The organism is Streptomyces sp. NPDC003720 (assembly GCF_042875075.1).
In the GTDB taxonomy this organism is placed as follows: Bacteria; Actinomycetota; Actinomycetes; order Streptomycetales; family Streptomycetaceae; genus Streptomyces.
In genome coordinates this window covers 57,520-83,138 of the sequence record NZ_JBIANZ010000001.1, presented here as the reverse complement: position 1 = coordinate 83,138, position 25,619 = coordinate 57,520, and the positions used below count along the sequence as shown (strand labels likewise).

The following is a 25,619-nucleotide window of genomic DNA, read 5'->3' as shown; positions in this document are numbered from 1 at the left end:
GCGGGCCGCGCAGGTCAGCGGGCGAGCCGCCGGACCCGGACCAGACCCAGCCAGGTCTCGGGTCCCGGCTGGGCGTAGGCGGCGGCGACCGCGTACGGGCCCGGCGCCAGCGGGACACGCAGGTGTCCGGCGCGGTCCGCCGTCCCGCCCGGCCGGGCGGCGTCGAAGAGCACCACCGGGCCCGGCACCTGCCAGCGGACCTCGGGCCCCCACGCGGCAGTGCCGAGCGCGGCGGGAACGTGGGCGAGCAGTTCGCGCTCGGAGTGCGCTGCGGACCAGCGCACGAAGACGCCCTCGTCGGGCAGGTAGGCGGTGGCCGCCGGTTCGTCGCCGAGGACGAGGGCCGCGCTGTCGCCCACCGGGAGCAGGCCGGCGTATCCGTCCACCTCGCACGCGCGGTCGTAGTCGGTGGCGAACTCCTCGCTGTCGGCGCCCGCCCAGAACGGCAGGACCGTCTCCGGCACGGCTATCAGGGGCCCTCCGCCCGACTCCACCCACTGCAGTGCGCCCGGATCCGCGTATCGAGACATGGGCAGAACCTACACGCACGGCGATCACCCGGCGGGGTCAGCAGCCGCATTCGCCTGCGACCGGTGCGGTCAGCGGGTCGGGATCGCGCCGGGCTTCGCCCCGCCAGGTCCCGTAGGCGAGGCCCTCCCGCGCCCAGTACTCGAAGCCGCCGAGCAACTCCTTGACGCGATAACCGAGTTCGGCGAGCGCGAGGGCGGCGCGGGTGGCGCCGTTGCAGCCGGGGCCCCAGCAGTACGTCACCATGGGCACGGCCTTGTCCAGGAGCCGCTCGGCCTGCTCGGGGATGAGCGCGGTGGGCAGGTGGACGGCGCCGGGGATGTGCCCCTGGTCCCACGACTCGGTGGAGCGGGAGTCGACCAGGACGAAGCCGGGGTCGCCGCCGGCCGCGAGTGCGGCGGCGACGTCGGAGACGTCGGCGTGGAAGGCCAGCGAGGCCCGGAAGTAGGCGGCGGCCACGGCCGGGTCGGCGGGGGCGACGCGCAGGACGGGGTTCACGGTGTCGTCGATCATGACGGGAAATCTATGGCCGCCGGCCCGCCCGGCGAAGGGGCGATCCCCTGGGCTGCGCTTGATCGGCCGCTGTTTTCCCTGCTATCCATCCCGCATGACCGTGTATTCCCCGGACGCCACCGACTGGCGCATCCTGGACGTCCTGCAGCGCGACGGCCGGGCCAGCTACGCCGAGCTGGCGCGGGCCGTCTCGATGTCGCCGAGCGCCGTCACCGAGCGGGTGCGCCGGCTGGAGGAGGCCGGCGTGATCCGGGGGTACGCGGCGGTCGTCGACCCCGAGCGGCTCGGACTGCCGATCCTCGCCTTCGTCCGGCTGCGCTACCCGCACGGCAACTACAAGCCGTTCCACGACCTGGTGGCGGCGACGCCGGAGATCCTGGAGGCCCATCACGTGACCGGTGACGACTGCTTCGTCATCAAGGTCGCCGCGCGCTCGATGCCGCACCTGGAGGAGATCTCCGGGAGGATCGGCGGGCTGGGCTCGGTGACCACGAGCGTGGTGTACTCCTCGCCGCTCCCCCGGCGTCCGCTCGGCCGCTGACCGGTCAGCCCCCGCGCTGCCGCAGCGAGGACCCCGATCTGCCCTTCACCACCTCGAGCTGGGCGTGGACACGGCGGCGCAGGTCGGCGACGTGACTGACGATGCCGACGCTGCGGTCGCGCTCGCGCAGCGTGTCCAGGACGTCCAGGACCTCGTCGAGGGTCTGGTCGTCCAGGCTGCCGAAGCCCTCGTCGATGAAGAGGGTGTCCAGGCGGACGCCGCCCGCCTCGTCGGTGACGACGTCGGCGAGGCCGAGGGCCAGGGCGAGGGAGGCGAAGAAGGTCTCACCGCCGGACAGGGTCGCGGTGTCCCGCTCGCGGCCGGTCCACGCGTCGACGACGTGCAGGCCGAGGCCGCTGCGGCCGCGCCCCGTGCGGTCGTCGGAGTGGACGAGCGTGTAGCGGCCCGAGGACATGCGGTGCAGGCGGACGGTCGCGGCGGCGGCGACCTGTTCGAGACGGGCCGCGAGCACGTACGACTCCAGCCGCATCCGGCGCTCGTTGTCGGCGGAGGTGCCGGCGGTGAGGGCGGCCAGGCGCGCCACCCGGTCGTACTCCTCACGCAGGGGCCCGAGCCGGCGCACCGACTCGGCGGCCCGGGCGGAGAGCCGGTCCAGTTCGCTGCTGCGGCGGGCCGCGGCGTCCCGTGCGGAGGCCGCCTCGCGCAGCCGCCGTGCCGCCTCGGCCGCCGTCCGCTCGGCGGCGTCTGGGTCGGCGGGGGGCTGCTGGGCTGCGGCAGCGGTGCCGGACTCCGCGAGCACCGCGCGTACCGCGGCTTCCTCGTGCTGCCAGGCGTCGAGGCGGTGCTGGAGCTCGCGGTGGGCCGCGTCGTCGAGGAGGGCGGCGGCCGCGGCCCGCGGGGTGTCGAAACCGGCGCGGTAGGCGGCGTCGGCGAGGCGGGCGTCGGCGTCCTTGAGCCGCTGGGCGGCGTCCTCGGCGGCGCGGGCGGCGTCGGCGGCCTCGGTGAGCCGGGCCGCCTGCCGCTCCAGCTCGGCGGCCCGGGCGGCCACGCTGGACGCGGATCCGCGCGCCTGGGTCAACTCCTCCTCCAGGGCCGCCTGTTCGCGCTCCAGGTTCTCGCGCCGGGTCAGGCGTGCGGCGGTGCGCACGGCGGCGCGCTGGCGCTCGTCCAGGCGCCGCTCGCGCTCCTGCTCCGCCCGGCGCAGCTCCTCGTGGGCGGCGTGCAGGCCGGAGGCGTCCCGGCGGGCCTCCGCGTGCTCCCGCTCCAGGACGTCGGCCTCGGCCGCGAGCCGCTCCACGGGCGTGTCGCCGGCCTCGGCGGTGGCGGCGGCCAGCGCCTCGCGGACGGCGCCGAGGCTCCGCTCGTCCTCGGCCTGCCGCTCCTCGGCCCGCCGGCAGTCGGTGAGGGCGCGCTCCTCCGTCTCGCGGTCGACGTGCCCGGCGACCTTGCGGGCGGGCGCGGGGTGCTCGGTGGCTCCGCAGACGGCGCAGGGCTCGCCGTCGGCGAGCTGGGCCGCGAGTTCGGCGGCGATGCCGTTGAGCCGCTGCTCCTTGAGGTCGAGCCAGCGGGCACGGGCCTCCACGGCCCGCTGCCCCGAGGCCAGCGCCCGGTCCCGGGCCCGCTCCAGGTCGGCGGCGAGTTCGTCCCGTCTGCGGGCCGCGGCGAGGCGCCGCTGCGCGGGTTCGCGCCGGACGGCGAGCTGTTCGGCGCGGGTGGCCGCCTCCTGGGCGTGCTCGATGCGGGACCGCAGGGCCGCGCGGGTGGCGTCCCAGTCGGCGAGCCAGGCGTCGGCCTCGCGCAGCACGTCTTCGTCGGCGCGCTCCTGCTGGTCGAGCGCGGCCCGCTCCTCGGCGGCCTCGGTGAGCCGGCGTTCGGCGCGCCGGGCCGACTCCAGGCCGCCGAGTTCCCCGGTGGCCCGGCGGGCGGCGGCCGCAAGGCCCGCGGGGCCGTCGCCGGCGTGGGCGCCGGGCAGGTCGACGCGTGCGCGCGCCTCGGCCCTCGCGGCCTCGCGGTGCTCGTCCTCGGCCGCGTCCCGCAGATCCAGCGCGGGCGCCACCGTCTCGGCCTTGCGGGCCCGCGCCATCCGCTCCTGCGCCTCGCGGTACGCGTCCGCTCCCTGCTGCAGCCGCTCCGCCCGCTCGCGGGCCTCGGCGAACCGGCTCTGCAGCCGGGCGAGTTCACGCGCCTCGTCCAGGGCCTGCCGGGCCGCGTCGTGCGCGGACTCGGCGGTGGCGAGGCGGCACCGGGCGACGGTGAGGTGCTCGCGCGCGGTGCTGCGGGCGACGGCGGCGGCGCCGAGCACGGCCTCGGCGAGACCCGGCTCCCCGGGGCTCAGCTCGGGCAGCTCCATGGCGCCGTCCGCCTCCTGCTGCATGCGGTGGGCGTCGGCGAGCAGCGCGGCGTCGCCTTCGCGCACCCGGGCCTCGCTCGCGCGCCGGCGTTCCGCGAGCCGTTTCTCCACGTCGGCGAAGCGCTGGGTGTCGAAGAGGCGTCCGAGCAGCCGGCCCCGGGCCTCGGCGTCGGCGCGCAGGAAGCGTGCGAAGTCGCCCTGGGGCAGCAGGACCACCTGGCAGAACTGCTCGCGGCTCATGCCGAGGAGCTGGGTGACCTCCTCGCCGATCTCCTGGTGGGAGCGGCTGAGGTCCTTCCAGGCGCCGGCCGGGGCGTCGTACTCGCGCAGCCAGGTCTGCGCCTTGTCGACGGTTGTGCCGGTGCCGCGCAGCTTGCGCCGCTCCCACGGCGGCTGCCGGGTGATCTCCAGCCGCCGTCCGGCGACGGTGAGTTCGAGCCGGATCTCCGTGCGCGTGCCCGGTTCGGCGTGGTCGCTGCGCAGGTTCATGCCCTGGCCGGTCTGCCGGACGCCGGGCACGGTGCCGTAGAGGGCGTAGCAGACGGCGTCCAGGACGGAGGTCTTGCCCGCGCCGGTGGGGCCGTGCAGCAGGAAGAGCCCGGCGGTGGAGAGCGCGTCGAAGTCGACGCTCTGGGAGCCGCCGAAGGGGCCGAAGGCGGTGATGTCGAGCCGGTGCAGCCTCACCGGGCCACCTCCCGCAGGGTGTCGTGGGCGCGCACCGCGTCGAAGGCGTCGCGGAGCACGGCCGCCTCCCGCTCGTCGGGGCCGGCGCCGCGCACATGGGCGACGAAGTCCTCGGCGATCTCCCGGTCGCCGCGGCCGGCGAGCCGCCGGGCGTACGAGACCCGCGGGTCGTCGGGTTCCCGGTCCGGGGCGAAGACCAGGCTGAGGGTGTGCGGGAAGCGCTCGGCGAGGCGGGCCATGGGGTCGGCCGGGCGGACCGGGTCGGTGAGGGTGGCCTCGATCCAGGCGTCCTCGTGGCGGGCGAGAGCGGGGTCGGCGAGCAGCTCCTCCAGGGTGCCCCGGAGGCGGGCCAGCGGGCGCGGGACCGGGCAGTCGAGGCGCTCGGCGGTGACGGAGCCGTCGGCGGCCAGGTCGACGAGCCACATGCTCTTGCGGTGGCCGGCCTCGGAGAAGGAGTAGGCGAGCGGGGAGCCCGAGTAGCGCACCCGCTCGGTGAGGGTCTGGCAGCCGTGCAGGTGCCCGAGCGCCACGTAGTCCACGCCGTCGAAGACCCCGGCCGGCACGGCGGCCACCCCGCCGACGGTGATGTCCCGTTCACTGTCGCTGGCCTGGCCGCCGGTGACGAAGGCGTGGGCGAGGACGACGGAACGGGTGCCCCGGGCGCGGCCGGCGAGGTCGGCGCGGACCCGCTCCATGGCGGCGGCCAGCACGGCCTCGTGGCCCGCCTTCTGCACCGCGAACTCCTCCTTCACCAGGGCGGGTTCGAGGTAGGGCAGACCGTAGAAGGCGACGTCGCCGTGGGCGTCCCGCAGCACCACCGGGGTGCCGACGGCGGACGGCTCGGTGCGCAGGTGGATGCCCGCGCGGTCGATCAGGCCGGCGCCGACGCCGAGGCGGCGGGCCGAGTCGTGGTTGCCGGAGATCATCACCGTGGGCACCCCGAGCTCCGCGAGGCGGTGCAGGGCGTCGTCGAAGAGCTCGACCGCGGCGAGCGGGGGCACCGCGCGGTCGTACACGTCACCGGACACGACCACCGCGTCCACCGCGTGCTCACGCACGGTGGCGACGAGGTGACCGATGAACCCGGCCTGGGCGCCGAGCATGTTCACCCGGTGGAAGGCCCGGCCCAGGTGCCAGTCGGACGTGTGCAGCAGTCTCATGATCCCCGAGACTAACGGCCGGGTCTGACATCACGGGCGGTTACTCCCGTATCAGCCCGTCACGACCCGCCCCAGATGCGGGCGTTATGTCCGATTGTGGACGAACTTCCGTTATGGGGGCGGTGAACGTCACGCGTCCCCGTAGGCCTCCCCACCCAGTTCGAGGACGGCCGTGCCCGCCGTCGCGTCGGCCAGCCAGCCGCGGAACGCGTCGACGTCGGCGTCCGGCAGACCGATCTCGATGGTGACGGCCTCGCCGTAGCGGACGTCCCGGACCTCGCGTCCGGTGGCGCGCAGGTCGTTCTGGACCTTGCCGGCGCGCTGGTGGTCGACGGTGACCGTGGCGAGCCGGAACCGGCGCCGGGTGATCGTGCCGAGGGCGTCCAGGGCCTCGCCGACGGAGCCGCCGTAGGCCCGGATGAGACCGCCGGCGCCCAGCTTGACGCCGCCGTAGTAGCGGGTGACCACGGCGACCACGTAACGCATGTCGCGGCGCAGCAGCATCTGCAGCATCGGGACGCCGGCCGTGCCGCCGGGTTCGCCGTCGTCGCTCGCCTTCTGGACGGCCGCGTCGGCGCCGATGACGTACGCCCAGCAGTTGTGCGTGGCGTCGGCGTGCTCCTTGCGGACGGCCGCGAGGAACTCCTGGGCCTCCCGCTCGGTGGCCGCCGGGGCGAGGGCGCACAGGAAGCGGGAGCGGTTGACCTCGGTCTCGTGCACGCCCGCGCGGGCGACTGTGCGGTACTCGTCCTGCATCCCGCCAGCCTATGCGAGCACCGGTCCGGCCCCGTTCGCGGTCGGCACCGGGCTACCGCCTCCGCTCCTTCTTCCCGCGCGGCACGGTGAACGACGTCAGCAGGGCCGCGCCGGGGACGAGGGCCGGCCAGCCGGTGCCGCGCCAGGCCAGCACGGCGAGCGCGGAGGTCGGGAACTTGGCGCGCACCCGGTCGAGGGCGTCGTCGAGGCCGTCCCCGGCCAGGTCCAGGACCAGTTCCTCCAGCCCCGGGTTGTGCCCGACCAGCAGCAGGGTCTCCACCTCGCGCGGCGTCTCGCGCACGGCCTCCATCAGGTCCGGCACGGCGGCCCCGTACAGCCGCGGGTCGTAGCGGACCGGGGGCGGGGTGCCCCACTGGGCGGAGGCCAGCTCCCAGGTGCGGCGGGCGCGCACGGCGGTGGAGCACAGGGCGAGGTCGGGCAGGCAGTCGGCCTCGGCGAGCGCACGGCCGGCGGCCGGGGCGTCCCGCAGCCCGCGCGGCGCCAGCGGACGGCGGTGGTCCGCGACCCCCTCCGGCCAGGCGGACTTGGCGTGCCGCAGCACGACCAGCCGCCGCAGCGGGCCCGCGCCCGCCCGCTCGATCACCCGAGGCTCCCGAGGTCGCGCGGCAGGTCGAGGGCGAGCAGGCGGTCGGCGTACGCGTAGGTCTCGAAACGCGCCCCGTCCGGGATGTCCCGGGCGCCCTCCACGTCGCGCAGCACGCCGAGCACGCCGGGCAGGTCGAGATCGTCCTCCCAGGCGGCCCGCAGGCGTGTCCGCACCTCCTCGGGCACCGGCCGCGAGGGCTGCCGCGCCCACCCGGCCACGGCCCGCCGCCACCGGGCGAGGGTCCGCGCCGCCTCGTCCAGCCGTCCGGCGTCCAGCGACGCGGGGGTGCCGCGCGGGACGGAGAGGAACGCCAGGCGGAGTGCTCCGGGGTCGGCGTCGGCGGCGAGGAGGGCGCGCAGCGGGGCGTCGGCGGCGGGGGCGCCGGGCGGCGCCGCAGCGGCCGGCCCGGGCGGCTCACCGTTCCAGGTCGCCGGAGCGACGGCCACCACCGTGCCCGCGCCCGGCGCCGCGTCCCGCTCCCCCGTCACATGGAGCACCTGGGCCTCCCCCAGGCCCGAGGCGAGGTCGCGGCCGTCCTCGAAGGGGCGGACGGACAGCGCGGTGGCGGCCGCGCGGAGTTCGGCGAGCCGGTGGGGCGCGGTGAGGATGGTCCAGACGGGGGTGCCGCCGAGTTCCAGGGCGCGGACGAGGACATCGGCGGTGAGCAGGACCCGCAGGGCCGTCAGGTCCAGGCCGGAGGCGTAGGCCTCGATCCGGGTCAGGCCGCGGCGGGCGGGCGCGGCGGAGACGGGCTCACCGGTTCGGGCGTCGAGGATGCGCAGCACGGCCCGAGCGTAGGCGCGGCGGCGGCCGTACGCGGGCACCTTGCGCCGATTCCGGTCACCGTGGCGGGGAACCGGGGAGGGAATCAGCACCCGGCGGGTGCTGTTGCCCCGACGACAGTTCCCCGCAGCCCGAGGAGGCGGCCGTGTACGGCGACGAAGCGACGATCCGCAGGATCCTGACCGAGCGGGGAGACACCTGGGCCGTGGTCGGCCTGTCCGCGAACCAGCGGCGGGCCGCCTACGGGGTGGCGCAGGTGCTGCAGCGGTTCGGCAAGCGGATCGTGCCGGTGCACCCGAAGGCGGAGACGGTGCACGGCGAGCCGGGTTACGCCTCCCTCGCGGACATCCCCTTCGAGGTCGACGTCGTGGACGTGTTCGTCAACAGCGAGCTGGCCGGCGCCGTCGCCGACGAGGCGGTGAAGAAGGGCGCGAAGGCGGTGTGGTTCCAGCTCGGCGTCGTCGACGAGGACGCCCTGGAGCGGGTCCGGGCCGCGGGGCTGGACATGGTGATGGACCGCTGCCCGGCGATCGAAATTCCCCGCCTGCATTGAGCTGTCTCACCTTCTTCTCACAATTCACCGCTGAATATTGACATTCCACCCGGGCCTTGACCTGCGTGAAGACTGACGCCAAGACAGTCAAGATCCCGGGTCAAGTTTTCGGAAACAGTCTTTTGCGATGGCGGTGCTCGTTCCTAGCCTGTGGCCTCCTTGCTCGTATTTCCACGTTCACGATCTGAGAGGCCACCAGACATGGTGAAAGTCGACCATGCCGTGCCACAGGCCACGACGGAGTCCGGCGGTCTGCGCCGGGACGTCGGGCTGATCGGACTGATGTGGGCCTCGGTGGGCTCCATCATCGGCTCCGGCTGGCTGTACGGAGCCGAGAAGGCGGTGGTCGTGGCCGGCCCCGCGGCGATCGTCTCGTGGGTGATCGGCGCGGTCGCCATCGTCCTGCTGGCGCTCGTGCACGCCGAACTCGGCGGCATGTTCCCGGTCGCCGGCGGCACCGCCCGCTACCCGCACTACGCCTTCGGCGGCCTGGCCGGCATGTCGTTCGGCTGGTTCGCCTGGCTGCAGGCGGCGACCGTGGCCCCGATCGAGGTCGAGGCCATGATCGGTTACGCCGGTCACTGGGGCTGGGCGCAGGGCCTGCAGCACGCCGACGGCACGCTGACGACCGGCGGTCTCGTCACCGCCGTCGTCCTCATGGCCGCCTTCGTCGGCGTCAACTTCTTCGGTGTCCGGGCCCTGGCCCACACCAACAGCGCCGCGACCTGGTGGAAGATCGCCGTGCCGCTCGGCGCGATCTTCATCATCGCCGTGGGCAACTTCCACCCCGGCAACTTCACCTCGGAGGGCTTCGCGCCCTTCGGCGCCAAGGGCGTGCTCGGCGCGATCAGCTCCAGCGGCATCATCTTCGCGCTGCTCGGCTTCGAGCAGGCCATCCAGCTCGCGGGCGAGAGCCGCAACCCCAAGCGCGACCTGCCGCGGGCGACCCTCGGCTCGGTCGCGATCGGCGCCGTCATCTACATCCTGCTGCAGGTCGTGTTCATCGGCGCGCTGCCGCACTTCTCGTTCGCGCACGGCTGGGCCAAGCTGGACTTCGCCGGCATCAGCGGCCCGTGGGCGGGTCTGGCGACCCTGGTGGGCCTGGGCTGGCTGGGCTGGGTGCTCTACGTCGACGCCATCATCTCCCCCGGCGGCACCGGCCTGATCTACACGACCGCCACCTCGCGCGTCTCCTACGGCCTGGCCAAGAACGGCTACGCGCCGAAGGCGTTCGCGAAGACCGACGCGCGCGGCGTGCCGTGGTTCGGCCTCATCATGTCCTTCGTGACCGGCGTGGTCTGCTTCCTGCCGTTCCCGAGCTGGCAGGAGCTGGTCGGTTTCATCACCTCGGCGAGCGTGCTGATGTACGCGGGCGCACCCCTGGCCTACGGCGTCTTCGCCGACCGGCTCCCGCACCACGAGCGCCCCTACCGGCTGCCCTTCGGCAAGGTGATCTCGCCGCTGTCGTTCGTGGTCGCCAACCTCATCATCTACTGGGCCGGCTGGGACACCCTGTGGCGGCTGGGCTTCGCGATCCTGCTCGGCTACGTGCTGCTCGGCTCCTACGCCTGGTACGCCATCCGCAAGAACCTGCCCGACGCGCCCCGGCTGGACTTCAAGGCCGCGCAGTGGCTGCCCGGCTACCTGCTGGGCCTGGGCGTGATCTCCTGGCTGGGCGGCTTCGGCGGCCGCGGCTACATCGGCCTGTGGTGGGACATCCTGGTCGTCACGGCCTTCTCGCTCGGCGTCTACTACTGGGCCAAGGCCACCGCGTCGAAGCCCGAGGCGATCGAGCGCAGCATCGAGGAGGTCGTGGTCACGGACGCCCCGGCGCACTGACCCGCTCCCCGACGCCGGTGTCCCGCCGGCCGCGGCGCCCCCGCCGTGGCTGACGGGACACCGTCATAATGCGGAGGTGACAGACCCCTCCCCCCATCTCAACTCCGCGCCTGAGGACGGCCGTACGGAAGAACGTACGGTCGTCGTCGTGGGCGCCGGGCCCGCCGGGCTCACCGTCGCCGCCCTGCTACGGGCCGCCTCCGTCGACTGCGTGGTCCTGGAGACCGAGAGCAGACGGTTCGTCGAGACCCGGCCCCGGGCCGGCTTCCTGGAGGAGTGGGCGGTCCGCGAACTCCAGCGGCGAGGCCTCGCGGAACGCCTGCTGGAGCGCGCCGAGTCGCACGACGCCTGCGAGTTCCGCTTCGACGGCGAGCGGTTCCGCTTCCCGTACGGCGAACTGACGGGCCGACACCACTACGTGTACCCGCAGCCGCTGCTGGTGACGGACCTGGTGCGGGAGTACGCCGACGTGCGCGGCGGCGACATCCGCTTCGGGGTGCGCGACGTACGGCTGCACGACCTGGACTCGGACCGTCCCGCTGTCTCGTACCGGTGCCCGCGGACGGGCGAGCGGCTGGTGCTGCGCTGCGACTTCGTCGCCGGCTGCGACGGTGCGCGCGGGGTGACGCGGGACGCGATACCCCCGGAGCGGATCCGGATCGCCCGGCAGGACGACGGTATCGGCTGGCTGGCGCTGCTCGCCGAGACCCCGCCCTCCTCCGACTGCGTCGTGTTCGGCGTCCATCAGCGCGGTTTCGCCGGGCACATGCCCCGCAGTCCCGAGGTCACCCGTTACTACCTGCAGTGCCCGCCCGGCGACGATCCGGAGAACTGGCCGCACGACCGGGTCTGGGCCGAGCTGCGGACCCGGCTCGGCGCGGCCGGGGCGCCCCCGCTGACCGAGGGGCGGCTGATCGAGAAGCGGGTCCTGGACATGCACCACTACGTCGTCGAACCCCTGCGTCACGGACGGCTGTTGCTGGCCGGTGACGCCGGTCATCTCACGGCCCCGATCGCGGCGAAGGGCATGAACCTGGCCCTGCACGACGCGTTCCTGCTCGGCGACGCCCTCGCCGCACAGGTCACCCGGGGCGACGACAGCGGCCTGGCGGGTTACTCGGCCGCGGCACTGCGCAGGGTGTGGGACTACCAGGAGTTCTCGCAGTGGCTGTCGGACGTCTACCACGGGGTGGCGTCCGGCGATCCGTTCCGGGCCGGCACCACACTGGCCCGGCTGCGCCGGCTGTTCGGCTCACCCGCCGCCGCGGCGGCCTTCGCCGAGCAGTACCTGGGCTCGGCCGCCGCGTTCTGAGCGCGCGAGAGGGGCGTGGGCCCGCGTCCGTCGCGGGCCCGCCGCCCTCCCGGTGTCAGGCGATGCCGAGTCCTTCGACGACCTCCGCGCCGGGCAGTTCGGCCAGCGCCTTGCCCGGCAGCAGCAGCTTGCCGCGCCGGCTCCCGCTGCCCACGAGGACGTACGGCAGGTCGGCCACGGCCGCGTCGATCAGGACCGGCCAGCCCGCGGGCAGCCCGACCGGGGTGATACCGCCGTACTCCATGCCGGTCTCGCCGGTCGCGGTGTCCATCGAGGCGAAGGAGGCCTTGCGGGCGCCGAGCCGGCGGCGCACCGCGCCGTTGACGTCGACCCGGGTGGTGGAGAGCACCAGGCACGCGGCGAGGGTGGTCTCACCGCCCCGCTTGCCCGCGACCACCACGCAGTTCGCCGACCGCTCCAGCAGGTCGCGCCCGTAGTGCTCCACGAAGACGGCGGTGTCGGCCCAGCGCGGGTCGGTGTCCACCCAGACGATCCGGTCGGCGGGGACGCTGCCCCGCCAGTGGCGCACGGCGTCGGCGACCGGCGCCGTGAGCCGGTCCAGACAGTCCGGGGCGGGAACGGCGGTCTCGAAGTCTCCGATGGGTGCGCGCATGGCCGCACGCTAACAAGACGCCCCGGGCCGGTGTACCGGCGTCTCAGTGAACGGGCGGCACCGAGACGGCCATCATCATCTCCATCGGCACCTCGCCCCGGTTGCCGTACAGATGCGGCACGTTGGCCTCGAAGGAGGCGCTCGCGCCGGCCGGGACGCGGTACTCCTCGCCGTCCACGGTGAGCGTGAGCTCGCCCGCGGTGACGTGGACCAGTTCCACGGTTCCGGCGGGGTGCGGCTCGGAGGGGCTGTTCTCGCCCGGCATCAGCCGCCAGTCCCAGATCTCCAGCGGCCCGGGCGCCTCGGTCCCGGCGAGCAGCCGGTTGTAGCTGCCGGCCTCGGTGTGCCACAGCCGTACGGCGCGCTCGGCGGGGACGATGCGGACCTTCGGGCCCCGCTCGTAGTCGAGGAGGGTGGTGACGCTCACCCCGAGCGCGTCGCCGATCTTGACCACGGTGCCGATGCTCGGGTTGGTGCGGGCCTGCTCGATCTGGATGAGCATGCCGCGGCTCACTCCGGCCCGGGCGGCGAGGACGTCCAGCGTGAAGCCGCGCACGGCGCGCCAGTGCCGCACGTTGCGCGCCAGGGACTGGGTCAGGAGTTCGAGGTCCGACACGATCCGTCCAATGTCCGGGGTTCAGCAAACTGTACTGAGCAGTATCTCCCGGCGACCCGCCCCGTCAGCCCTCGGCCTCCAGCCGCGCCAGCTCCGCGACCCCTTCCTCGTCCAGCTCGGCGAGCGCGCTGAGCTGCTGCGGGGTGATCCCCTGCGGGGGCGGCACCGGCGCCGGGGTGCGCAGCGGCGGCTGCCAGCCGTCGTCGGGCGTCCAGCGCCGTACGACCCGGGCGGGCGCGCCCGCCACCACGGCGTGGTCGGGCACCGTGCCGCGCACCACCGCGCCGGCGGCCACCACCACGTTCCGGCCGATCCGGGCGCCGGGCAGGATGACCGCGCCGGTGCCGATCCAGCAGCCCGGGCCGATCTCCACCGGCTCCATGCGCGGCCACTGCCTGCCGATGGGCTCGTGCGGGTCGTCGTAGGAGTGGTTGGTGGAGGTGACGTACACGTACGGCCCGAAGTAGCAGTCGCTGCCGATGGTGACCGTCGTGTCGGCGATGACGTGGCTGCCGCGGCCGAGGACGACGCCGTCGCCGATGCGCAGGATCGGGTCGGGACCGAGGTCGAGGTCCGGCATCAGGCCGGCGGTCAGCGTGACCTGCTCGGCGATGATGCAGTGCGAGCCGATGTGGATCCAGGGTTCGCCGAAGACGGTGCCGAGCGGAAAGGCCAGTCTGGTGACCGGACCGAGCGAGCCGAAGCGGAACCTTCCGGGGTGCTCCGCGCTGACGGACCCCGAGCGCTGCGCCCACGCCCAGACCGCGTGGACGGCGCGCTGGGCTAGGCCCCGCCGCCGGGATGAGAACGTGTTCTTGCGCTTCGGCACGGGCTCACGTTACTCAGCGGGGCCCCCGGGCGAGGGCGTGGGCCGCTGTGATCTTTGCCCCAGTCCTGACGTACCGTGCGCAGTACTACGGCGGACGAGGAGACGGTGATGACGCACAAGGCGCTGATCGTGGGCATCGCAGGGAAGGAACCGCAGGTCGACGCGGAGGCGTTCGTGGCGCCCACGGCCTCGGTGATCGGGGACGTCACGCTGAGCGCCGGCGCCAGTGTCTGGTACGGCGCCGTGGTGCGCGGGGACGTCGAGCGGATCACCGTGGGCGCCGACGCGAACGTGCAGGACAACGTCACGCTGCACGCCGACCCCGGCTTCCCGGTGACCGTCGGGGAGCGGGTCTCCATCGGGCACAACGCGGTGGTGCACGGGGCGACCGTGGAGGACGACTGCCTGGTCGGGATGGGGGCGACGGTGCTGAACGGGGCGGTGATCGGAGCGGGCTCGCTGGTCGCGGCCCAGGCGCTGGTCCCGCAGGGGATGGTCGTGCCGCCGGGGTCGCTGGTGGCGGGGGTGCCCGCCAAGGTGCGGCGGGAGCTGTCCGAGGAGGAACGGCAGGGGGTCACCCTCAACGGCACGCTGTACGCGGAGCTGGCGAAGACCCATCGCGGGGTCCACGAGTAGGTCCCGGGCGGCTCAGTCCCCGGCGGGCACCGGTTCCGGCTCCGGTGCCTCCGCCTGGGCCTTCTTGGCGCGGCGCTTGACGACCAGCATCGACGCCAGTCCGATCAGGACCGCCGCGGCCAGGCCCAGGTAGGAGAAGCGCTTCAGCCAGTCCTCGGCGACGACGCCGACGTAGTAGATGACGGCGGTGGTGCCGCCGGCCCAGCAGATGCCGCCGAGGACGTTGGCGATCAGGAACTTCCAGTACGGCATGTGGAGCACGCCCGCGAGCGGTCCGGCGAAGATGCGCAGCAGGGCGACGAAGCGGCCGAAGAACACCGCCCACATGCCCCACTTCTCGAAGGACCGCTCGGCGGTGGCGACATGCCCCTCGCCGAAGTGCCGCGGGAACTTCCGCCCCAGCCAGGCCAGCAGCGGGCGCCCGCCCTTGCGGCCGATCGCGTAGCCGATGGAGTCGCCGATGACCGCGCCGGCCGTCGCGCAGGCGCCGAGCACCACCGGGTCGACGCCGGTGTGCTGGGAGGACATCAGCGCCGCCGAGACCAGGACGATCTCGCCCGGCAGCGGGATGCCCAGGCTCTCCAGGCCGATCACGAGGGCCACCACGGCGTAGACGGCGGCCGCGGGCACCGTGTCGAGCCATTCCTGGACGTGCACCGCCGGTTCCTCCCGAGTCGCTGTCCCTGTCCACAGACGGAGCGTGGCTTGCGCAGCGCGCCCCATGGGAAGGCTACCTGGTCGGCGGTGAACGGCGGCCCGCGCGCCCGGGCCGCACGGCACCACCGCGCCCTCGCCCCGTCGCTTCCCGGCCACCCCGGTGTCACGCGGGAGGGAAAGGCTCCCCCAGGTTCCGCCGGTCCGCCTCCCCCCTGGCCCCGTGCCGCTCCCCGCCGGGCCCGATGCGGAAGGACGTCGTCCCCGTGTCCTCACCGTCCCCGCTCCCGCCGCTCTCCCCGCCCACCTGTCCGCCGCCGCGCCCGCCGGGGCGGCGCGCCTCCCGGCCGGCCGCCCGGCTCGCCCTGTGCCTGTCCCCCGTGCTGCTCGCCGGGTACTGGGCGCTGGCCAACCGGCCGGTGGCGGCCGAGGGCGCCGCCCGGCTGGCCGCGGCCGACCCCGGCTGGCTGCTGGCCGGGGCCGGTCTCACCTGTCTCACCTGGGTGGCGGCCGCCTGCGTACGGCAGGGCGCGCTGCCGGACCGGTTGCCGCCGGGGCTCCTGCTGGCCTCGCAGTTCGCCGCCGGCGCGGCGAACCACGTGCTGCCCGGCGGCCTCGGCGCGCATGCCGTCACCCTGCGCTTCCTACGCGCCCGGGGCGTGCCGCTGGACCGGGCGACCGCGTCGATCGGCCTGTACTCACTGGCCCGGTCCGTGGCGAGGACGCTGGTGCTGCTGGCCTTCCTGGCGGCCTGCCCGGCCCGCCGCCGGCTCGGCGAGCTGGTACCGGACGGGCCGGTGCCGGTGCCCGCCGCCGCGGCCGCCGGCGGCGCGCTCGCCGTCGCCGGGGTGCTGCTGACGGTCGTGCGGCCGGTGCGCCGGCCGGTGACGGGCCTGGTGCGCACCGCCCTCGCCGATGTGCGGGCGGTGCACGCCCGGCCCTGCCGGGTGCTCGCCCTGTGGGGCGGGTCGGCGGCGATGCCGCTGGCCCAGGCGGGCACGCTGGTCTGCGTCGCGACCTCGCTGGGCCTGGGGCTGCCCTGGGAGCAGGTGGCGCTCGCCCATCTCGCGGCGGGCACCGCCGTGGGGGCCGTGCCGGCGCCGGGGGGTCTGGCCGTGGACGCGGCCGTGGTCTGGACGCTGGTGTCGTTCGGCGCCGTGCCGGCGGTGGCCGCGGCGGCCGTGATCGGTCACCGGGTGCTGAACGACTGGCTGCCGCTCCTGCCGGGCGCCCTGACGCTGTCGGCGCTGATCCGCGCGAAGGCGCTGTGAACCTGGCACCGGCACGTCGCCAGCAGGGCGGTCCCGGACGGTTCCCCGACGCCGGCGCCCGCCCGGACTCCGGTGGCCCAGCGCCCTTCGGGGCACGACCCGCTGGAGAGGTCGCCCAGTCTGCCGTAGGCGATCCGGACCCCCTGCCCGCCCGCCGGGGCGGTGCGCCGGCCATCGGCCGGGGCGGCGCCCGGTGGCGCCTTCGGGAGCGCGGGGCGGGGCCGGGCCCCGGGGGCGGCCGGGTCCGCCGGGCGGCCGGCGGGGGCGCCCAGCGTGACCGCTGGATGCGGGACACCGTTGTCGCCGGGCCGGTCCATGGCCATGAGGCCCGTGGCGAGCAGCCCCAGCGAGGCGAGGCCGACGACGGCCGCGAGGGTGGTGCGGCGTCCGCCGTCCGGCACGGTGCCGGGCCGGCCCGTGGTCGCCGCCGCGTGCCGCGCCGGCGCCCCGGGCTCCACACGGGCGGCCCGCCCGGGACGGGAGTCGAGGTAGCGCCGGGCGCCCCAGCCGAGCACGCTCTCGGCGATCAGGGCGCCGGCGTCGGCCTCGACCCGGCCGAGCTGCTCGGCGGCGTGCCGGCAGTGGGAGCAGGCGGCGAGATGCCGTCGCTCGTCCGGGACCGGGGCACCGCTCCCGCCCCCGCGATTGTCCGGCGGAGAGAGACGGAAAAGGCATTCCACGGAGGGCGCGAGTTCGCGGTGCGAGCGCAGGAAAGCCGCCCGGAATTCCGCCCGCGCCCGCCGCAGGGCGACCTCGGCGGCGGCCGTGTCCACACCCAGCAGACCAGCGGGTATGTTTATGGATTCCGCCTCGACCTCGGTATGCCACAGAAGGCATTGGGAAGCCACGGGAAGGGCATGGAAAGCGCGTTCGGCGAGTCGCCGTCCGCCGGACGCGCGGAGCACCGCCGCGCGCAGACCGCGGCCGCCGGCGGGCTTGCGCAGTTCCGGCAGGACCAGGCACGCCGCCTCGTCGGCGGCCCAGTCGCGGACGGTGTCCCGGACCGCCGTCAGCAGTCGCGGGCGCAGGGCGCCGCCGGCCGCCGCGCTCACCGGCCGGCCGAGGACCTGCTGGAAGGCGGCGGAGGTCACCAGCCGAGCCGACGGGCCCGCGCCCGCCAGGCAGACGACGGCGTAGTCGAAGGCGGCCGGCCAGTGCCGCTCCAGCAGCAGGGCGACGGCGTCGTGACGGCCGGCCGGTGGGCCGCCCAGCCGGACGGCGAGGGTGTGGTCGGACTCCCCGGACGGGGTGCCGGAGCGGGACGGGAGGGGCGGGTGTGGGGGGTGGGGGGACGGCACGGAACCCATTCCTTTCCAGCCGCGGGACGGCGGCCTACGGATTGGCGTCCTGTCGGAAAGCGGAAAGCGGCACCGCGTCGGTGCGTGGTGGGAGGGCCCGGCCGCACATCCGGAACCGGCCTTCCGCCCTCACGGGAGGGCTCACCTTGGCACAATCGCATCACAGGAAACAAGGCGTTCGAATGGGCTCCGCGGCAACACGGCGGAAATGAAGAATAGTTACCGGCGGTATCCACAGACATGGGCGAAGCCTGGGGCGCAACGGCGCTCAACTTCCGCATACTGGCGGCCCGGTGACGCCCCCGAATCCCGCTTCTCGGCTTCCCGACTTCACAGCGGACCGGCGGCCCGGCGGCGATCAACCGCAGCCGGCTCAGCAGTCACTCCGGTTCTCCGGCTGCGCGGCGGTCGAGGAGGCGGGCGAGGACGGTGTCGTGCGCGTCACCGGCCTGATGCAGAAGCCGTCGCGCGAGGAGGCGCCGAGCCGGTAGGCGGTGGTCGGCCGCCACGTCCTCGGCCCGGCCGTCTTCGGCGTCCTGGAGCACACCGGACCCGGCCGGGACGGCGAGCTCCGGCTCACCACCGGCGCCCTGCGGGAGCCGGCCGAAGCCGGCACGGTGCGCGGAGCCGTCTCCGAGGGTCCGCGCTGCGGCGCCGGCGACAAGGCCGACCATCTGCGCTCGGTGGTCCGCCTGGCCTGCGCCCGCCCCGACCTCGGTCCCGAGTTCCGCTCCTGGCTGCGGAAGTTGGTGGCGGAGCTGGAGGCCGGCGCGGACCCCGGCACCGCCCGGACGGGCGGCCGGGAGCGGCGCCGGGCCGCCTGAGGCGACGCGGGAGGAGGGCGGCCGTAACCGCCCGGGCCGTCGCCGTCGCGGCCGTAACAGCCGCCACCCGGAGGCCCTCCCGAGTCCCCTGAATCCCGGCTCAGTCCTGGCGGTTCGGGCGCAGGGTCCACACGACCTGCATCTCGCCGGTCACGGCCCCGTCCGCGCGCCGGATCTCGACCGTCACCGGGAACTCGGGCCGCTTGCCCGCGTCCAGTTCGGCCACGACCTCTCCGGCCGGGCGGCCCAGGGTCGCGGTCGCCGTGACGGCGCCCATCGCCAGCTTCTTGTAGGCGATCTCGGCCCGGACGGCGAGCGGCACGGCGCGCGAGAGCTGGTCGCCGAACGCGGCCAGCACGATGGCACCGCTGGCCGACTCCCCCAGCGTGAACATGGCGCCGGCGTGCGGCCCGCCCACGTGATTGTGGTACTCGCCCTGGTCCGGCAGGGACACCACGGCTCGCTCCGGAGAGGTCTCCTGGAACTCCAGGTTCAGCGTCCGGGCCATCGGCACGGTGGCGGCGAGCATCTCGCCGATCGACATCTGGTCTGCGCTCATGGGGGCATGTTACTCGCGAGTAGCAGACCTGGCCAGAGCCGTGGTGATCACCGCTGTATCGTTGCGGCCCATGTGGCCAGGGGAACAGCCGCCAGGTAGCGGCCAGCAGCAGAACCCGTACCACCAGCCGGGATACCAGCAGTATCCGCAGGCGAACCCCTACGGGCAGCAGCCGCAGTGGGGGCAGCCCGGACCCGCCGGAGCGCCGCAGCCGCAGCCCCCCAAGGGCGCTGGCGGAGGCCGGACCAAACTGATCGCGATCGTCGCGGCCGCCGCCGTCGTCGTCGCGGCCGGCGTGACCGGCTACCTGCTGCTCGACGGCAAGAAGGACGACGAGGCCCGTCCCGGCCCGACGGCGTCCTCCGCCTCTCCCGCGGCCTCCGCCTCGGCCTCGCCGTCCGGGGAGGCCGACCCGCGCTCGGGCGGCAGCGCCGAGAAGCCGACCGTCGCCGGCTGGAAGACCGTGGTGAACCCGGACACGGGCGTCGCCTTCGACGTTCCTTCAGAGTGGCAGGTGCGGGCCAAGACCTGGGTCACCTACGTCACCGACGACTCCGATCCCGACGAGAAGGTGCTGGCCGGCATGAAGGCCCCCGCCGTGCTCAAGGAGAAGTGGTGCGGTTCGGACGACGACAAGGACGGACGGACCGACTACGACCCCCTGGCCAACGTCGGGACGCGCGGCGACAAGAACGCCACGGACACCGCGAAGATGGCCCGCGAGGAGTCCTCGAACTGGGTGTACGGCTGGTACACCCAGCCGGACCGCAAGACCGTGAAGACCGGACCGGTCACCTCGTACACCACCGCGTCCGGCGTCACGGGCAGCGTCGCCACCTCGCGCTCGTCCGGCGTGCCGAAGCACGGCAAGTGCGACTACGACGGCAAGGCGACCACGTTCGCCTTCAAGGACAAGGACGGCGCGTTCCTCGCATGGTCCTTCGTCGGCGCCGCCGGCGTCTCGGAGGAGGTCCCGGACGCGACCGTGCGCAAGATCATGGCGACGGTCCGGCTCTACGAGGAGTAGGGGCGCCGCGGTTTCGGTACGTCCCTGACGAGGGCCGGTGACCGAATCGTTTCCCCGGGCCCACTAGGGTTGCTGGCCATGTGGCCAGGAGAGCAGCCGCCCGGGGGCGCGCAGAACCCGCAGAACAACCCGTATCAGCAGCCGGGTTACCAGCAGCCGAATCCGTACCAGCAGCCCGGCTACCAGCAGTACCCGCAGGCGAACCCCTACGGGCAGCAGCCGCAGTGGGGGCAGCCCGGACCCGCCGGAGGCCCGCAGTCGCAGCCCCCCAAGGGCGGTGGCGGAGGCCGGACCAAACTGATCGCGATCGTCGCGGCCGCCGCCGTCGTCGTCGCGGCCGGCGTGACCGGCTACCTGGTCCTCGGGGGCTCGAAGGACGACGAGGCCGGCAAGGGCGGGCGGAAAACCAGCCAGTCGCCGACCCCCGAACCGTCGGCGTCCTCGTCCGCGCCGGAGGACAACCCGCGCGGCGACGCCACCGAGAAGCCCACGGTCGCGGGGTGGAAGGCCGTCGTCAACCCAAAGTTCGGCACGGCGTTCGACGTCCCCGCGGAGTGGGAGCTCCAGTCCACGGACGTCTCCTTCTTCATGGAGGACCACGCCGACGGCGACAAGCTGATCACCTCCGTGTCCGCCCCGGCCTCGTACAAGTCGAAGTGGTGCACGGTCGACAGCGACAAGGACGGCAAGACCGAGGACTCCGCGCTCGCGGTCGCCGGCACCCGCGGCGAGAGCGGCGCGAAGAGCCCGGCCCAGGCGGCGACCACCCGGGTGCCCTGGTACGTCTACGGCGGCTACACCCAGCCGGACAAGAAGACCATCACCTTCGACAAGAAGGCCACGGCGTACAAGACCGCGTCGGGCGTCGAGGGCGCCTACGCGTGGGCCCGCTCCAGCAACACCCCGCAGAAGGGCAAGTGCGCGAGCGACGGCAAGGCGCTGTCGTTCGCCTTCCGGAACTCGGCCGGCGACATCGTCTCGTTCGACTTCTACGGCGCCAAGGGCGTGAGCGGCGAGGTCGACACCAAGACGATCATGAAGATCCTCAGCACGGTGCGGCTGCACGGCGACCCGACGGGGAACTGAGCCGCACCCCGGGCCGCCTTCGGCGCGGGGCGGGGCATTCGCTCGACAGGTCGGGCGCGGGCGCGGGGAAACGGTTTGGCAAGCCGGGTGGCGAGCGGCGATAGTCACCCGGTGAACTCCACCGCCGGCGACTCCACCCGCCCCCGCAGACCCGCCTGGGCGGGCCGCAACTACTCGCTGCTCACCTCAGCGGCCATCGTGACCGGCCTTGGCGCGAACGGGTCGCTCATCGCGGCCGCGTTCGCGGTGCTGGACGCCGGCGGGGACGGGGGCGACGTCGGTCTGGTGGCCGCGTCCCGGACCCTGCCGCTGGTGGTGTTCCTGCTCATCGGCGGCGCGATCGCGGACCGGCTGCCCCGGCACCGCGTGATGGTCGCCGCCAACGCGCTCAACTGCCTTTCCCAGGCGGCCTTCGCCGTGCTGGTGCTGACCGGTGAGCCCCGGCTGTGGCAGATGATGCTGCTCACCGCGCTGGGCGGCACCGGGCAGGCGTTCTTCGGCCCGGCGGCCGAGGGCATGCTGCTGTCCTCCGTGGAGGGCGAGCAGGCCGGGCGCGCCTTCGCCCTGTTCCGCATGGCCACCCAGGGTGCGGCGCTGGGCGGCGCGGCCCTCGGCGGCGCCCTGGTCGCGGCCGTCGGCCCCGGCTGGGTCCTCGCCGTCGACGCGGCGGCCTTCGCCCTCGCCGGAGCGCTGCGCGCCTTCCTCGACGTCGGACACATCCCGCCGCGCGCGCCGGGCGGGGGCATGCTGGCCGATCTCCGGGAGGGCTGGCGGGAGTTCATCGGGCGCCCCTGGCTCTGGGGCATCGTCGTGCAGTTCTCGATCGCCAACGCGGTCGTCGCCGCCGCCGACGCCGTCTACGGCCCGCTGGTCGCCCGCGACAGCCTGGGCGGTGCGGGCCCCTGGGGTCTGGCGCTGGCCGCGTTCGGCGCCGGCACGGTGGGCGGCGCCCTGCTGATGACCCGCTGGCGACCGCGCCGCCTGCTGCTGGCCGGCACGCTGTGCGTGTTCCCGCTGGCCCTGCCCTCGGCCGCGCTGGCCGTTCCGGTGCCGGTGGGCGTCCTGTACGCGGTCATGTTCGTCGCCGGCGCGACGGTGGAGGTGTTCGGCGTCTCCTGGATGACCGCGCTGCACCAGGAGATCCCCGAGGACAAGCTGTCCCGGGTCTCGGCGTACGACTGGTTCGGCTCGGTGTCCCTGATGCCGCTGGCCACCGCGCTGGCCGGCCCGGCGGAGTCGGCCTTCGGCCGCACGGCCTCGCTGTGGGGCTGCTCGGGCCTGGTGGTCGTGGTCACGGCGCTGGTCCTGCTGGTCCCCGACGTGCGCACGCTGACCCGGCGCACCACGCGGACGACCAGGCCGCTGCTGCCCTCAGCCGATGCCGAAAGCCCCGTCGGGGGGCTCGGGTGAGGCGACGGCCTCGGCGTCCTGGACCGGCCGCGCGGCTCCGGTGAAGTCCCGCAGCGCCGCGCCGTGTTCGACGCGGGCGGGGAACGCGTCGGCGGCTGCCCGCCGGGCCAGGCCGGCCGTGTCGACGGGCCGGTGCGAGGCCACGAGGACCGCGTTGCCGAACCGCCGCCCGCGCAGCACGCCCGGCTCGGCGATCATCACCAGGTGCTCGTACACAGCCGCGAAGGTGGCCAGTTGGGACCGCAGGAAGCCGAACGGCGCCCCGTCGGCCAGATTGGCCAGATAGACCCCGCCGGACCGCAGCACCCGCTCCGCCTCGCGCGCGTAGCCGAGCGAGGTGAGGTGGGCCGGGACCCGGGAGCCGCCGAACACGTCGGCGACGATCACGTCGGCCGAGTCGTCCGGCGCGGCCCCGAGCCAGGCCCGTGCGTCGGCGGCGTGCAGCGTGACCCCCGAACCCGCGGGCAGCGGCAACCGCTCGACGACCAGCTCCAGCAGCGCCCGGTCGGCCTCGACGACCTGCTGCCGGGAGCCGGGCCGGGTGGCGGCCAGGTAGCGCGGCAGCGTGAGCGCGCCACCGCCGAGGTGCACCACGTCCAGGGGCCGCCCGGGCCCGTCCACCAGGTCGAGGGCGAACCCGAGCCGCCGCGCGTACTCGAACTCCAGGTGACCGGGCTCGTCGAGGTCGACGTACGACTGCGGCGCCCCGTCGACGGTCAGCAGCCAGGCCCGCTCCCGGTCGACGTCGGGCATCAGCTTGGCGGTGCCGTGATCGACGGCCCGGGTCACGGGTATGGCTTCACTCACGCCACCATTGTCACCGGTACGCGGCGCCCCCGACGCCCGGGGCGGCGGGGCCCCGCGCGACCGGTGTGACCGGCCCGCGGGCCCCGCGCCCCCGGCTCCTACGGTCCGACGGAGAGGACCGTCCCGGCGCCCACCGTCCGGCCGCCCTCACGGACGGCGAACCCGAGCCCGGGCTCGAGCGGCACCTCCCGCCCCAGCTCCACGGTCATCTCGACCGTCTCGCCGGGCCGGGCGACCGCCGTCTCCCCGAGGTCGACGTCCCCGACCACGTCCGCGGTGCGGATGTAGAACTGCGGCCGGTACCCCGTCGACAGCGCGGTCGTACGGCCGCCCTCCCGGGCCGACAGCACGTACACCCGCGCCACGAAGGTGCGCGCCGGCGCCACGCTGCCCGGCGCCGCCACGACGTGCCCCCGCCGCACCGCGTCCCGGGGCACCCCGCGCAGCAGCAGCGCCACGTTGTCCCCGGCCTGCGCCTCCTGCATCGGCTTGCCGAACGTCTCCAGGCCGGTGACCACGCTCTCCACGTCCGCGCCGAGCACCGCCACCCGGTCCCCCAGGCGGACCGTCCCGCGCTCCACGGCTCCCGTGACGACCGTGCCCCGGCCGGTGATGGTGAGCACGTTCTCCACCGGCAGCAGGAACGGCGCGTCGAGATAGCGCTCGGGCATCGGCACATAGGTGTCCACCGCGTCGAGCAGCGCCTCGACGGACGCCGTCCAGCGCGGGTCGCCCTCCAGCGCCCGCAGTCCGGAGACCCGTACGACGGGTACCGAGTCACCCGGGTACCCCTGCGCGCTGAGCAGCTCGCGGACCTCCAGCTCGACCAGGTCGGTGAGCTCCTCGTCGCCGGCGTCCGCCTTGTTGAGGGCGACGACGATGTGGTCGACGCCCACCTGCCGGGCCAGCAGCACGTGTTCGGCGGTCTGCGGCATGATCCCGTCGAGCGCGGAGACGACGAGGATCGCCCCGTCGAGCTGCGCGGCGCCGGTGACCATGTTCTTGACGTAGTCGGCGTGGCCCGGCATGTCGACGTGGGCGTAGTGCCGGGTGTCGGTCTCGTACTCGACGTGCGCGATGTTGATGGTGATGCCGCGGGCGGCCTCCTCCGGGGCGCGGTCGATGCGGTCGAAGGGGACGAACGTCCCGGTGCCACGCTCGGCCAGGACCTTGGTGATGGCGGCGGTCAGGGTGGTCTTGCCGTGGTCGACGTGGCCCATCGTGCCGATGTTCAGGTGCGGCTTGGTGCGCACGTATGCCGTTTTGGACATGGCGGTACCTCGAAGCCTCTCAGCCGTAAGGGAGTTCGGGACCCCGAGGAGCTCGCCGACCCTCCCCCTGCGGGGTCCGCCGGTCGATCCGGAGAGGGTCAGCTTCGGGCGCCGTCGGCAGCGGCCGCGAGGAAGGGGACGGCAGCCTTCGGCGCATCCGCGACTGCGGATGCTGCGAGGAGGAAGGCGTACCGGGACATGTCGACGATCATCGCCGAGGGCCCGTCCGGCGTCCAACGGTTTTCCGCGCCGTGCGCGGCGCCACGGCGCGGCCGGGTCCCGCCCCCTCCGGAGCCGGCGCTCCTCGGCGCCCGGTGGCTGATTCAGGGTGCGACGGCCGCGGCGCCCGGTGGCTGCCTCAGGGCCCGATGTTCTTCAGCGCCTCACGGACCGTCAGCGGGGCGAAGCGGCCCCGCTCCCGCGCCAGGAAGTCGCGGACCGCCCCGGGGTCGGTCTTGGCGTACTCGCGCAGCGCCCAGCCGATGGCCTTGCGGACGAAGAAGTCGGGGTGCCCGGACTGCAGCAGGCAGTAGGCGAAGAGCCGGCCCGCGTCGGTGCGCTCCTTGTACCGGAGCTGGTGCAGCAGGGCCGTGCGCGCCACCCAGAGGTCGGCGTCGGCGATCCAGGCGTCCATGTCGGCGGTGAGCGCCGGGTCGGCCGCGACCAGGGCGCCTACCAGGTGCGCGGCGAGCGCGTCGACGGTGTCCCACCACGGGACGGTGGTGACCAGGTGCCGGGCCACGGGCAGGAACGCGGAGGAGCAGCGGGCCGCGTGCCGGCGCAGGTAGTCCACCGCGAAGTAGTGGTACTCGCGCTCGGGCAGCGCCCAGCAGCGCAGGGCGACCGCGGCGCAGTCGGCCTCCTCGGGGCGGGGGGCGCCGGCCAGGACGGTGCGGGACAGCGCGCGGCGGGCCGGGGTGGGGATGCCGAGGAAGGGCGCCACGTCCTTCATGTACGCCCGCATCACCGCCGCCCGTCCGGGGTCGGCCGAGGCGGCGTAGGCGGCGGTGAGCCGCTCCAGCACGGCGTCGGCCAGGGCGCTGGACGGCACGTGCGGCGGGGCGGGCGCGGCGGCGGTCATGCACCGAACGATACGGCGGCCGAAGCGGCAGGGGCGGGGCGGTGAAGACG

General features: G+C 74.7%; 26 protein-coding genes. 10 read left to right on the top strand and 16 right to left on the bottom strand.

What is annotated here, in order from left to right; genetic code table 11:
* Positions 1 to 14: 14 nt before the first annotated feature.
* On the bottom strand, positions 15 to 530 hold the full coding sequence (locus tag ACFYU0_RS00425; RefSeq protein WP_351668706.1) for an immunity 21 family protein: 516 nt from the start codon (positions 528 to 530) through the stop codon (positions 15 to 17).
* Positions 531 to 567: 37 nt separating this feature from the next.
* Positions 568 to 1,041 (bottom strand): rhodanese-like domain-containing protein, encoded by a 474-nt coding sequence (locus ACFYU0_RS00420; protein WP_389296740.1) that lies wholly within the window; start codon positions 1,039 to 1,041, stop codon positions 568 to 570.
* Positions 1,042 to 1,135: 94 nt separating this feature from the next.
* On the opposite strand from ACFYU0_RS00420, the gene ACFYU0_RS00415 reads away from it, so the two are divergent.
* A complete protein-coding gene (locus ACFYU0_RS00415) occupies positions 1,136 to 1,582 on the top strand; it encodes an Lrp/AsnC family transcriptional regulator (protein WP_351668710.1) in 447 nt (148 codons plus the stop codon).
* Positions 1,583 to 1,586: 4 nt separating this feature from the next.
* On the opposite strand, the gene ACFYU0_RS00410 is transcribed toward ACFYU0_RS00415, so the two are convergent.
* The 5 genes from ACFYU0_RS00410 to ACFYU0_RS00390 all read right to left on the bottom strand — a co-directional run bounded on the left by ACFYU0_RS00410 (position 1,587) and on the right by ACFYU0_RS00390 (position 7,885).
* Positions 1,587 to 4,577 carry an SMC family ATPase gene (locus ACFYU0_RS00410; RefSeq protein WP_351668712.1) on the bottom strand — a complete coding sequence of 997 codons (2,991 nt, stop codon included), beginning with the start codon at positions 4,575 to 4,577 and terminating at the stop codon, positions 1,587 to 1,589.
* Positions 4,574 to 5,737: an exonuclease SbcCD subunit D gene (locus tag ACFYU0_RS00405; protein ID WP_389296739.1), complete on the bottom strand. Its 1,164-nt coding sequence runs from the start codon at positions 5,735 to 5,737 to the stop codon at positions 4,574 to 4,576. The genes ACFYU0_RS00410 and ACFYU0_RS00405 overlap by 4 nt, the downstream gene beginning before the upstream one ends.
* 129 nt (positions 5,738 to 5,866) lie before the next feature.
* Positions 5,867 to 6,493, bottom strand: a complete 627-nt coding sequence (locus ACFYU0_RS00400) for a YigZ family protein (protein WP_351668716.1) — start codon at positions 6,491 to 6,493, stop codon at positions 5,867 to 5,869.
* 52 nt (positions 6,494 to 6,545) lie between these two features.
* Complete coding sequence (locus ACFYU0_RS00395; protein ID WP_351668718.1) at positions 6,546 to 7,097, bottom strand: histidine phosphatase family protein; 552 nt, start codon at positions 7,095 to 7,097, stop codon at positions 6,546 to 6,548.
* A complete protein-coding gene (locus ACFYU0_RS00390; protein WP_389296737.1) occupies positions 7,094 to 7,885 on the bottom strand; it encodes a hypothetical protein in 792 nt (263 codons plus the stop codon). Before ACFYU0_RS00390 ends, ACFYU0_RS00395 begins: the two co-directional genes overlap by 4 nt.
* Positions 7,886 to 8,028: 143 nt before the next feature.
* On the opposite strand from ACFYU0_RS00390, the gene ACFYU0_RS00385 reads away from it, so the two are divergent.
* The 3 genes from ACFYU0_RS00385 (at position 8,029) to ACFYU0_RS00375 (ending at position 11,587) form a co-directional block, all read left to right on the top strand.
* Entirely contained in the window at positions 8,029 to 8,436 is a 408-nt protein-coding gene (locus ACFYU0_RS00385; RefSeq protein ID WP_351668722.1) for a CoA-binding protein, read from the top strand.
* A gap of 201 nt (positions 8,437 to 8,637) precedes the next feature.
* Positions 8,638 to 10,275 carry an APC family permease gene (locus ACFYU0_RS00380; protein WP_351668724.1) on the top strand — a complete coding sequence of 546 codons (1,638 nt, stop codon included), beginning with the start codon at positions 8,638 to 8,640 and terminating at the stop codon, positions 10,273 to 10,275.
* Positions 10,276 to 10,351: 76 nt separating this feature from the next.
* The gene (locus ACFYU0_RS00375) at positions 10,352 to 11,587 is read left to right on the top strand and encodes a 4-hydroxybenzoate 3-monooxygenase (RefSeq protein WP_389296735.1); all 1,236 of its coding nucleotides are present in this window, start codon (positions 10,352 to 10,354) and stop codon (positions 11,585 to 11,587) included.
* Positions 11,588 to 11,642: 55 nt separating this feature from the next.
* Here the strand turns inward: ACFYU0_RS00375 and ACFYU0_RS00370 are convergent, their stop codons facing one another.
* From ACFYU0_RS00370 to ACFYU0_RS00360, 3 genes are all read right to left on the bottom strand, one after another.
* Entirely contained in the window at positions 11,643 to 12,200 is a 558-nt protein-coding gene (locus tag ACFYU0_RS00370) for a YbaK/EbsC family protein (protein ID WP_389296733.1), read from the bottom strand.
* Positions 12,201 to 12,243: 43 nt separating this feature from the next.
* Positions 12,244 to 12,816, bottom strand: a complete 573-nt coding sequence (locus ACFYU0_RS00365; protein WP_351668730.1) for an XRE family transcriptional regulator — start codon at positions 12,814 to 12,816, stop codon at positions 12,244 to 12,246.
* Positions 12,817 to 12,880: 64 nt separating this feature from the next.
* Positions 12,881 to 13,645, bottom strand: a complete 765-nt coding sequence (locus ACFYU0_RS00360) for an acyltransferase (protein WP_389296732.1) — start codon at positions 13,643 to 13,645, stop codon at positions 12,881 to 12,883.
* 108 nt (positions 13,646 to 13,753) lie between these two features.
* On the opposite strand from ACFYU0_RS00360, the gene ACFYU0_RS00355 reads away from it, so the two are divergent.
* Positions 13,754 to 14,281, top strand: a complete 528-nt coding sequence (locus tag ACFYU0_RS00355) for a gamma carbonic anhydrase family protein (protein ID WP_351668734.1) — start codon at positions 13,754 to 13,756, stop codon at positions 14,279 to 14,281.
* A gap of 12 nt (positions 14,282 to 14,293) precedes the next feature.
* Here ACFYU0_RS00355 and ACFYU0_RS00350 read toward each other — a convergent pair whose 3' ends face one another.
* On the bottom strand, positions 14,294 to 14,938 hold the full coding sequence (locus ACFYU0_RS00350; protein WP_389296730.1) for a DedA family protein: 645 nt from the start codon (positions 14,936 to 14,938) through the stop codon (positions 14,294 to 14,296).
* Positions 14,939 to 15,180: 242 nt separating this feature from the next.
* Here ACFYU0_RS00350 and ACFYU0_RS00345 point away from each other — a divergent pair, with 242 nt between their 5' ends.
* The gene (locus ACFYU0_RS00345; RefSeq protein WP_389296728.1) at positions 15,181 to 16,206 is read left to right on the top strand and encodes a YbhN family protein; all 1,026 of its coding nucleotides are present in this window, start codon (positions 15,181 to 15,183) and stop codon (positions 16,204 to 16,206) included.
* Here the strand turns inward: ACFYU0_RS00345 and ACFYU0_RS00340 are convergent.
* On the bottom strand, positions 16,125 to 17,504 hold the full coding sequence (locus ACFYU0_RS00340; RefSeq protein ID WP_389296726.1) for a hydrolase: 1,380 nt from the start codon (positions 17,502 to 17,504) through the stop codon (positions 16,125 to 16,127). The two genes, ACFYU0_RS00345 and ACFYU0_RS00340, sit on opposite strands and share 82 nt — an antisense overlap.
* 494 nt (positions 17,505 to 17,998) lie before the next feature.
* Between ACFYU0_RS00340 and ACFYU0_RS00335 the strand changes: the two genes are divergently transcribed.
* Complete coding sequence (locus ACFYU0_RS00335) at positions 17,999 to 18,328, top strand: hypothetical protein (RefSeq protein ID WP_389296725.1); 330 nt, start codon at positions 17,999 to 18,001, stop codon at positions 18,326 to 18,328.
* Between the two features lie 100 nt (positions 18,329 to 18,428).
* Here ACFYU0_RS00335 and ACFYU0_RS00330 read toward each other — a convergent pair whose 3' ends face one another.
* The gene (locus ACFYU0_RS00330; RefSeq protein ID WP_351668867.1) at positions 18,429 to 18,872 is read right to left on the bottom strand and encodes a DUF4442 domain-containing protein; all 444 of its coding nucleotides are present in this window, start codon (positions 18,870 to 18,872) and stop codon (positions 18,429 to 18,431) included.
* 85 nt (positions 18,873 to 18,957) lie between these two features.
* On the opposite strand from ACFYU0_RS00330, the gene ACFYU0_RS00325 reads away from it, so the two are divergent.
* From ACFYU0_RS00325 to ACFYU0_RS00315, 3 genes are all read left to right on the top strand, one after another.
* On the top strand, positions 18,958 to 19,914 hold the full coding sequence (locus ACFYU0_RS00325) for a hypothetical protein (protein WP_389296723.1): 957 nt from the start codon (positions 18,958 to 18,960) through the stop codon (positions 19,912 to 19,914).
* Positions 19,915 to 19,992: 78 nt separating this feature from the next.
* Entirely contained in the window at positions 19,993 to 21,000 is a 1,008-nt protein-coding gene (locus tag ACFYU0_RS00320) for a hypothetical protein (RefSeq protein WP_389296721.1), read from the top strand.
* Between the two features lie 111 nt (positions 21,001 to 21,111).
* Positions 21,112 to 22,410, top strand: coding sequence for an MFS transporter (locus ACFYU0_RS00315; protein ID WP_389296719.1), 1,299 nt, complete (start codon positions 21,112 to 21,114; stop codon positions 22,408 to 22,410).
* On the opposite strand, the gene ACFYU0_RS00310 is transcribed toward ACFYU0_RS00315, so the two are convergent.
* The 3 genes from ACFYU0_RS00310 to ACFYU0_RS00300 form a co-directional block, all read right to left on the bottom strand.
* Complete coding sequence (locus ACFYU0_RS00310) at positions 22,372 to 23,217, bottom strand: spermidine synthase (RefSeq protein ID WP_389296717.1); 846 nt, start codon at positions 23,215 to 23,217, stop codon at positions 22,372 to 22,374. The two genes, ACFYU0_RS00315 and ACFYU0_RS00310, sit on opposite strands and share 39 nt — an antisense overlap.
* Before the next feature lie 98 nt (positions 23,218 to 23,315).
* Entirely contained in the window at positions 23,316 to 24,488 is a 1,173-nt protein-coding gene (tuf, locus tag ACFYU0_RS00305; RefSeq protein ID WP_351668750.1) for an elongation factor Tu, read from the bottom strand.
* 358 nt (positions 24,489 to 24,846) lie between these two features.
* Positions 24,847 to 25,569 (bottom strand): DNA alkylation repair protein, encoded by a 723-nt coding sequence (locus ACFYU0_RS00300; RefSeq protein ID WP_389296715.1) that lies wholly within the window; start codon positions 25,567 to 25,569, stop codon positions 24,847 to 24,849.
* Between the last annotated feature and the right edge of the window lie 50 nt (positions 25,570 to 25,619).

Coding starts and splice junctions, on each gene's coding strand:
- ACFYU0_RS00425 (WP_351668706.1), bottom strand. CDS start 530: ATGTCTCGATACGCGGATCCGGGCGCACTGCAGTGGGTGGAGTCGGGC.
- ACFYU0_RS00420 (WP_389296740.1), bottom strand. CDS start 1,041: ATGATCGACGACACCGTGAACCCCGTCCTGCGCGTCGCCCCCGCCGAC.
- ACFYU0_RS00415 (WP_351668710.1), top strand. CDS start 1,136: ATGACCGTGTATTCCCCGGACGCCACCGACTGGCGCATCCTGGACGTC.
- ACFYU0_RS00405 (WP_389296739.1), bottom strand. CDS start 5,737: ATGAGACTGCTGCACACGTCCGACTGGCACCTGGGCCGGGCCTTCCAC.
- ACFYU0_RS00400 (WP_351668716.1), bottom strand. CDS start 6,493: ATGCAGGACGAGTACCGCACAGTCGCCCGCGCGGGCGTGCACGAGACC.
- ACFYU0_RS00380 (WP_351668724.1), top strand. CDS start 8,638: ATGGTGAAAGTCGACCATGCCGTGCCACAGGCCACGACGGAGTCCGGC.
- ACFYU0_RS00370 (WP_389296733.1), bottom strand. CDS start 12,200: ATGCGCGCACCCATCGGAGACTTCGAGACCGCCGTTCCCGCCCCGGAC.
- ACFYU0_RS00355 (WP_351668734.1), top strand. CDS start 13,754: ATGACGCACAAGGCGCTGATCGTGGGCATCGCAGGGAAGGAACCGCAG.
- ACFYU0_RS00345 (WP_389296728.1), top strand. CDS start 15,181: ATGCGGAAGGACGTCGTCCCCGTGTCCTCACCGTCCCCGCTCCCGCCG.
- ACFYU0_RS00330 (WP_351668867.1), bottom strand. CDS start 18,872: ATGTCGATCGGCGAGATGCTCGCCGCCACCGTGCCGATGGCCCGGACG.
- ACFYU0_RS00325 (WP_389296723.1), top strand. CDS start 18,958: ATGTGGCCAGGGGAACAGCCGCCAGGTAGCGGCCAGCAGCAGAACCCG.
- ACFYU0_RS00320 (WP_389296721.1), top strand. CDS start 19,993: ATGTGGCCAGGAGAGCAGCCGCCCGGGGGCGCGCAGAACCCGCAGAAC.
- tuf (WP_351668750.1), bottom strand. CDS start 24,488: ATGTCCAAAACGGCATACGTGCGCACCAAGCCGCACCTGAACATCGGC.
- ACFYU0_RS00300 (WP_389296715.1), bottom strand. CDS start 25,569: ATGACCGCCGCCGCGCCCGCCCCGCCGCACGTGCCGTCCAGCGCCCTG.